This is a genomic window from Mycolicibacterium sichuanense (assembly GCF_033741125.1).
Classification (GTDB): Bacteria; Actinomycetota; Actinomycetes; order Mycobacteriales; family Mycobacteriaceae; genus Mycobacterium.
Genome location: NZ_JAWQPU010000007.1, coordinates 196328 through 203313, shown reverse-complemented (window position 1 = coordinate 203313; position 6986 = coordinate 196328). Strand labels below are relative to the sequence as shown.

8 protein-coding genes are annotated in these 6986 nt (G+C 67.6%); 1 reads left to right on the top strand and 7 read right to left on the bottom strand.

Features of this window, described 5'->3' with window-relative positions; genetic code table 11:
- A complete protein-coding gene (locus tag SBI80_RS21715; protein WP_318976894.1) occupies positions 1–255 on the bottom strand; it encodes an MbtH family protein in 255 nt (84 codons plus the stop codon).
- 126 nt (positions 256–381) lie between these two features.
- On the opposite strand from SBI80_RS21715, the gene SBI80_RS21710 reads away from it, so the two are divergent.
- Positions 382–1326, top strand: a complete 945-nt coding sequence (locus SBI80_RS21710) for a methionyl-tRNA formyltransferase (RefSeq protein ID WP_318976893.1) — start codon at positions 382–384, stop codon at positions 1324–1326.
- Here the strand turns inward: SBI80_RS21710 and SBI80_RS21705 are convergent.
- From SBI80_RS21705 to SBI80_RS21680, 6 genes are read right to left on the bottom strand one after another with little or no spacing between them, the layout of a single operon-like run.
- Positions 1323–2648: a lysine N(6)-hydroxylase/L-ornithine N(5)-oxygenase family protein gene (locus SBI80_RS21705; RefSeq protein WP_318976892.1), complete on the bottom strand. Its 1326-nt coding sequence runs from the start codon at positions 2646–2648 to the stop codon at positions 1323–1325. The genes SBI80_RS21710 and SBI80_RS21705 overlap by 4 nt on opposite strands.
- Complete coding sequence (panD, locus tag SBI80_RS21700) at positions 2645–3052, bottom strand: aspartate 1-decarboxylase (protein ID WP_318976891.1); 408 nt, start codon at positions 3050–3052, stop codon at positions 2645–2647. Before panD ends, SBI80_RS21705 begins: the two co-directional genes overlap by 4 nt.
- A 58-nt stretch (positions 3053–3110) precedes the next feature.
- Positions 3111–3983, bottom strand: coding sequence for an ABC transporter ATP-binding protein (locus tag SBI80_RS21695; RefSeq protein ID WP_318976890.1), 873 nt, complete (start codon positions 3981–3983; stop codon positions 3111–3113).
- Between the two features lie 11 nt (positions 3984–3994).
- Complete coding sequence (locus tag SBI80_RS21690; RefSeq protein ID WP_318976889.1) at positions 3995–5053, bottom strand: FecCD family ABC transporter permease; 1059 nt, start codon at positions 5051–5053, stop codon at positions 3995–3997.
- Entirely contained in the window at positions 5050–6072 is a 1023-nt protein-coding gene (locus tag SBI80_RS21685; protein WP_413232780.1) for an iron chelate uptake ABC transporter family permease subunit, read from the bottom strand. The genes SBI80_RS21690 and SBI80_RS21685 overlap by 4 nt, the downstream gene beginning before the upstream one ends.
- A 40-nt stretch (positions 6073–6112) precedes the next feature.
- The gene (locus tag SBI80_RS21680; protein WP_318976887.1) at positions 6113–6934 is read right to left on the bottom strand and encodes a siderophore-interacting protein; all 822 of its coding nucleotides are present in this window, start codon (positions 6932–6934) and stop codon (positions 6113–6115) included.
- Between the last annotated feature and the right edge of the window lie 52 nt (positions 6935–6986).

Below are 6986 nucleotides of genomic sequence, written 5' to 3'. Positions count from 1 at the left end.
CTACGATGACGCGTCGACCCCCGAGGCGCGCTGCGCGGCGGCCATGCGATCTCGCAGGCTCTTCGGCCGCATGTCGATCCAGGTCTGCTCGACGTAGTCCAGGCAGGCCTGCCGCGTCGCGTCACCCCCGGCACCGAACACGATCTCCCAGCCACCGGGAACCTGCTTGAACGTCGGCCACAGCGAGTACTGCTCCTCGGCGTTGACCAGGACGTAGAAGGTGGCCGACTCGTCGTCAAAGGGGTTGCCCGACATGCGCTCTCCTCGTCATCGACTTGATGTGCGTCGTCGTTCCCTTGGCGAGCACTAGGCATGCCCGCCGGAACCTGGTAACCCTATCAAAGGTTAGGCTTGCCAAACCTCGGCACATAGGAGACGGACATGCGAGTAGCGACCTTCGGATACCAGACGTGGGGGCACGAGACCCTGAAGACGCTGATCAAGTCGTCTCACGACGTGGTCCTGGCGGTCACGCATCCGCCCAGTGATCAACCCTACGAGTCGATTTGGGCCGACTCGGTCGAGGACCTCGCGCGCGATCACGGCATTCCCGTGCACCTGGCCCAGCGGCCCGATGCCGAACTCCTCGAACGGGTCAGGGCGGCCCAGCCCGACATCATCGTCGCCAACAACTGGCGGACCTGGCTGCCGCGCGAGCTGTTCGACCTGCCCCCGCACGGCACCCTCAATCTGCACGACTCGCTGCTGCCGAAGTTCACCGGGTTCTCCCCGGTGATCTGGGCGATGATCAGTGGCGCAACGGAAGTGGGGCTGACTGCACATCGGATGAACGACGAGCTGGACACCGGTGACGTCGTCCTGCAGCGGAGCATCCCGATCGGTCCGCACGACACCGGGACCACCCTGGTGCAGGCCACCATCGACCTGATCCCCGACGTGCTGCTGGAGGCGCTCGACCAGATCGAACGGGGCACCGCCGTCTGGACCCCGCAGAACCTCGACGAGCGGACGTTCTTCCACAAGCGGGTGGCGCGGGACAGCATCATCGACTGGCGTTGGACCGCAGAGGATCTGGATCGCTTCGTGCGTGCCCTGTCCGATCCGTACCCGAACGCGGTGACCTACTACCGCGGTCAGCGGATCCGCGTGCTGCGGGCGTCGGTGTCGCGCTGCCGGTACGGTGGCACGCCCGGGCGGGTGTTCATCGCGGAGGGTGCCGGCATGGTGATCGTCGCCGGGCCGCACGCACACCGCGGTGACGGGCACGGGCTCGTCATCGAAGTGGTGCGGCTCGACGACGGCACCGAGCTGCCCGCCCTGGAGTTCTTCGGCCGCGGTGGCGGTTACCTCACCGACGCGCCCTAACCGGCGCTGCGGCTCCCCACCGCGACCTCGCTCGCGGAGCCGAATTCGGCTTCGCGAGCGATGGATTCGACGATCTCGCCGCAGCGAACCGCAACGTTGGACAGCAGCGAGGAACTCAACCCGTGGGTGTGTTCGGTCCCGCCCTGCAGGTAGATCGCCCCAGAGATCTCCCGCGACGTCCGCAGCCGGTAGTCGCGATCCACGCCAGGTCCGCCCGCGGCATACCCGGCCGGATCGCAGAGGTCGCCGAGGATGTTCGGTAGCGGCATCGGGATGAAACCCGTCGCGTAGACGACCGCGTCGCAATCGAACGTCTCGATCGTCTTGGTCGGATGGTGTTCGATGCTCACGCGCACGCCGTCGGGATGTTCGGTCGCCGACTGCACACCGGAGGCGCCATGGAAGAACAGCCGCCGCCGGCCGGCCACCCGCTCGGCGTACTCGCGCGCATAGAGCGCCTCGATCAGCGGAAGGTCGACGCAGGAGTAGTTGGTCGCGCGGTGATAGTCGAGTAGGCGCTGGCGCACTGCGTGTTCGGCGGAGTAGAAGTCGTCGACCGCGGCCGGATCGAAGACCCGGTTGGCATACGGGCTGTCGTCGGCCGGACTGTAACCGTACTTGGCGAACACACCGTGGACCTCTGCGTCCGGATACGTGGTGTGCAGGTAGTCGGTCACCTCCGCAGCGCTCTGCCCGGCGCCCACGACGACGAAGCGCCCGTGCTGGTGTGACGGCAACCGCGGAATCTTGTCCAGCAGTTGGTGATTGTGGAACTGGCGGGCCGTCTCGACGACGCCGGCGGGCAATTGCGGCTGAAGACCACCGGCCAGGACGACCGCCCGGGCCCGCAGCGTCCTGGGGCGGGCTCCCGCGACGTCGACGGCAAGCCAGCCACCATCGTCACGGACGGCGACCGCCCGTGACCCGTAGTGCACGGTGGCCGACACCCGCGCCGCCGCCCACTCGAGGTAGTCGTGAAACTCCAGCCGAGTGGGGAAGAAGGTTTGGTAGTTGATGAAGTCGTTCAACCGCCCTCGGTCGGTGAGGTAGTTCAGGAACGTGTAGCGGCTACGCACGTTGCGCTGGCTCGCGAGATCCTTCAGGAACGAGATCTGCATGGTGGTGCCAGGAATCAGCATGCCGCCGTGCCAACTGAATTCGGGCTTGGCCTCGACGAACTCGGCCGTGATGACCTGCGTCGGCTCGCACGTCTCGTTGTGTTCCTCGATGGCGATCGCCAGGCCGAGATTGGACGGGCCGAAGCCGATGCCGACGACGCCGAGTACCTCGTCGGCGACCGGGTGGCCGTTGCCGGCGCTCATCGGCTGGCCAACTGGTCGAGTGCTCCGGGAACCGGCTGAGCGGGGTCGTGGCCGAGCGCCACGATCCGGTTGTGCTCGTCGACGTGCACCACCCGCGGTGCATGATCGGTGATCTCGCGCTCGTCGAGCGTCCGGAAGGACATGATGATGACCAGATCGCCTGGGTGGACCAGATGGGCCGCGGCACCGTTGATTCCGATGACTCCCGAGCCCGCCGCACCGGTGATGGCATAGGTGCTCAACCGCGCTCCGTTGGTGATGTCGACGACGTCGACCCGTTCACCTTCGAGAATGTCGGCCGCCCGCATGAGGTCTTCGTCGATGGTGATCGATCCGACGTAGTGCAGGTCGGCCTGAGTGACCGTGGCGCGATGCACCTTGCCACCCAGCATCGTTCGCAGCATGTGCCCTCCAGCATCTTTGCGTAAGTGGCCAACGACCGCATCGTTAGCAGAGGCTATCCTAACCCAGCACTCTCTCAGGATGACGGCCACCTGGTTCGCCCGCCTCGGGACCCTCCTGCCGTCTGGCCCGTAACCGACGCGATGCACGCGGTATCACCAGCGGCGTTCCGGTCTCGGGGTCGTCGATCACCTGACACCGCAGCCCGTAGACTTCCTCCACCAGGGTGGAGTTGATCACGTCGCGCGGATTGCCCTGAGCGACAATTCTTCCCGACTTCATCGCAATGATCTGGTCGGCGAACCGGCAGGCGTGGTTGAGATCGTGCAGCACCGCCACGATCGTGCGCCCCTGGTCGGCGTTGAGCTCGGCGAACAGTTCGAGCAACTCGATCTGGTGGGCGATGTCGAGGAACGTCGTCGGCTCGTCGAGCAGTATCAACGGGGTCTGCTGGGCCAGCACCATCGCGATCCACACGCGCTGACGCTGGCCACCCGACAGCTCGTCTACGGGCCGTCCGGCGATCGGGGTGACGCCCGTAGCGGCCATCGCCTCGGCGACGGCCCGCTGATCTTCGCGGGAGAACTGGCGCAGCATGGTCTGGTGGGGGAACCGCCCGCGGGTCACCAGGTCGGCGACGGTGATGCCCTCGGGAGCGATGGACGACTGCGGGAGCAGACCCAGCTTGCGGGCTACGTCCCTGGTGCGCAGCTGGGAGATGTCGGTGCCGTCGAGCACCACCTGGCCCGCCGACGGGCTGAGCAGACGCGCAAGCCCCCGCAGCAGCGTCGACTTCCCGCAGGCGTTCGGGCCCACGATCGCGGTGACCGCGCCCGCCGCGATGTCGACGGTGAGGCCGTCGACGATCGGAGTGGCGCCATATCCAAGCGACAGATCGGACGCACCAAGGCGCACATGGTCATTCGCCGACACTGGGCTCCCTCCTACCTACGCCGAGCCTGCATCACCAGCAGGTAGATCAGATACAACCCACCAAGCGTGACCGTGACCGCACCTACCGGCAGTTCGGCGGGCGCGAAGATCTTCAGTGCGATCAGGTCGCTGGCCAGGAGCAGGAACGCCCCCATCACGGCGGCAGAGATCAGATTGACGCCCCCAGCACCCGTGAGCCGTCTAGCCAACTGGGGCGCGGCCAGGGCGACGAACGAGATCGGGCCTGCCGCCGCCGCGGCCACGGCGATCAGCAGTACACCGATCACGAAGTACGCCAACCGAACTCGCTCCGGTCGAACACCGAGCGCACCGGCGGCGTCGTCACCCATCTGGAGGATCGCAAGCTGGGGCCCGACGGCCATCAGCATCACCACCGCAATCGCGAGACCACCCACCACCGGAAGCACCTGGGCCCACTCCAACCCGCTGAGCGACCCCTGCTGCCAGATCGAGGCGGTGATGGCCTGGTGCAATCTGATCTTGAGGATGATCCACTGGCACACCGAGCTCAACACCGCGCTGACCGCGATGCCGACGATGATGAGTCGGAAGCCGGCGAGCCCGTTGCGGTAGGACAGCAGGTACACGACGACGGCGGTGAGCAGCCCGCCGATCACGGCACAGACCGCGGTCGTGTAGTAACCGCCGCCGAGCGCGGCGATCGCAATCAACGCACCCGTGTAGGCACCGAAGTCGAACCCGATTACATCCGGACTACCCAGGGGGTTCCTGGTCAACGCCTGGAAGATGGCACCCGAGACACCTAGGGCGGCACCGATCAGGAGCGCCAACAGGATTCGTGGCATCCGCCACTGGAGCACCAGCGTGCTGGCGAAGGTACCGTCCCGGCCGAGCAGGATCGCGACGATCTGGCCGGGCGGCACGGGGTACTGCCCAACGCCAAGCGCAAGGACGGCTAGCACCAGCGCGCTGGCGCCGAGGACCGTCAGCGCCACGATACTGCGCCAGGGCGCCCGCAACGCCACCGCCGGCTCGCGGCGCAGGATCACCTGGCGCCGGCCGAAGTCCACGGTGTCGGGTGGTGTCACGGGGCCGCCGCCTCCCGGCGGCGCACCAGCCAGATCAGTACCGGTGCGCCGACGAAGGCGGTCACGATGCCGGCGGGTAGCTCACCCGGTCTGGTGACGACGCGGCCAACGACGTCGGCCGCCAATAGCAGCGCCGGGGACGCGACGACGCAGTAGGCGCAGACCCAGCGCCAGTCCGGGCCGGTGAACCAGCGCACCGCATGCGGGACCATCAGTCCGACGAAGCCGATCGGTCCAGCGCCCGCAGTGGCGGCACCGGCGAGCAGCGTAACGGCGACCAATGCCACGGCCCTGGTGCGAACCACGTTGCCGCCCATTGCCACCGCGAGATCGTCACCGAGTGCGACGGCGTTCAACCCGCGGCTGACGTACAGGCACATCAGCGCGCCCACCACGACGAACGGCGTGACCACGGCGACGACGGCCAGGGAGTGCCCGTCGAGGGCACCGGCGTCCCAGTACCGCATGTCGTCGAAGGCCCGCGGGTTGCGCAGCCGGATGGCGTACGACAAGCCCTCCATGACCGCGCCGGCCGCAACGCCTGCAAGCAGCATGCGCACCGGGGTCGCGACGGCGCGGCCCGTCATGCCAATGAGGTACACCAGCAGCATCGCGACCAACGCGCCGAGGAACGCGAACCAGACGTAGGTCCACACCGAGCGCAGGCCCAGGAAGGCGATGGCCGCCACGACAAAGAGCCCGGCGCCGGAGTTGATGCCCAGAATCTGCGAGTCGGCCAAGGGGTTTCGCGTCACCCCCTGGATGAGCGCACCACTCAATCCGAGCGCGATGCCGACCACGATGCCGAGCAGCGTGCGAGGGAGCCGCAGATCGCGCACGATCCATTGGTTTCCGCTGTCGGTGTAGTCGGTGAGCGCCCGCCACACCGTCGCCGGGTCGACGTTCTCGGTGCCGATCGCCAGGCTCAGTACGCAGGCCATTAGGAGCATCGCCACCGCGACCAGCAAACCAGCCAGGCGACGCCGATCGCCCGGCACGGGTACCGCCGCCGTCGGCACGTCGGGGCGGTCGGTGGCGGTCGCGTTGGCGTTCAACGGCTTACAGGCCTGCCTGTTCGAGCGCGACGTCGAACTCCTCGGCGGCCAGCTTGTCGCCCTTGCCCTCGGCGAGCGCCCGCAGGTAGACGGCCATCATCTCCTCGCTGACCGCCTCGAACCGCCGGTCCCAGATCTCGGAGTCGAAACGCCAATACCCGACGATGTCGTATTGGCTTGTCGCCCAGCCCTGCTCGCCGCGCAGATACTTGCGCACCTCGCGGGTGGCCTGCGCCTCGCCGGCGAACCAGCAGTAGCCCCGTCCGGCGGGCAGTGTGCGGTTGCGGACCAGCTCGGTCAGCCGACTGGGGGCGCGGCCGTTTCCGGTGCCCACGGTGGTGACGATCGGTACGTCCGGGCGGTTCGGCAGATACTCGAGGTCGGCGGCGTCGGCCACCTCGACGATCACCTCGGCGGCCATCCCGTCGGGCAGCTCCTCGAGGATGCGCGCCAGCGCGGGCAGACCGGAGAGATCGGCGATCAACAGCTGCCAGGCGGTGCTCGACTCCGGTTGGTACCAGCTGCGGGCATGGTCGAGGGTGAGACGATCACCGGCCGTGGCCGTCCTGACCCAGTCACTGGCCACGCCGCGCCGGTGCAGGACGAAGTCGCACGTCAGCTGGTTCACTCCGGGGCCACGGTGCCGAATCGTGTAGTTGCGGCCGTCGGGGTCGCCCGCACCGTCGACCGGGAAGTAGATGCCGACGGCCTCGTCGCCGACGCCAGGCAATGCCAGCTGGGCAAGCTCCGGAACGTCGAGGACGACGCGTCGCATCCGGGGCCCGGCGTCACCGACTGCGGCAACGGTGGCGGAGATGGTAGCCATGTAGTGCAGGCTAACCTAAGCTGTCGCAGCCGTGGCAGCCGACGTCGATCGC

Bases quoted from the DNA above. Each gene is read 5' to 3' on its own strand.
- SBI80_RS21710 (WP_318976893.1), top strand. From the start codon at position 382: ATGCGAGTAGCGACCTTCGGATACCAGACGTGGGGGCACGAGACCCTG.
- panD (WP_318976891.1), bottom strand. From the start codon at position 3,052: ATGCTGCGAACGATGCTGGGTGGCAAGGTGCATCGCGCCACGGTCACT.
- SBI80_RS21715 (WP_318976894.1), bottom strand. From the start codon at position 255: ATGTCGGGCAACCCCTTTGACGACGAGTCGGCCACCTTCTACGTCCTG.
- SBI80_RS21680 (WP_318976887.1), bottom strand. From the start codon at position 6,934: ATGGCTACCATCTCCGCCACCGTTGCCGCAGTCGGTGACGCCGGGCCC.
- SBI80_RS21705 (WP_318976892.1), bottom strand. From the start codon at position 2,648: ATGAGCGCCGGCAACGGCCACCCGGTCGCCGACGAGGTACTCGGCGTC.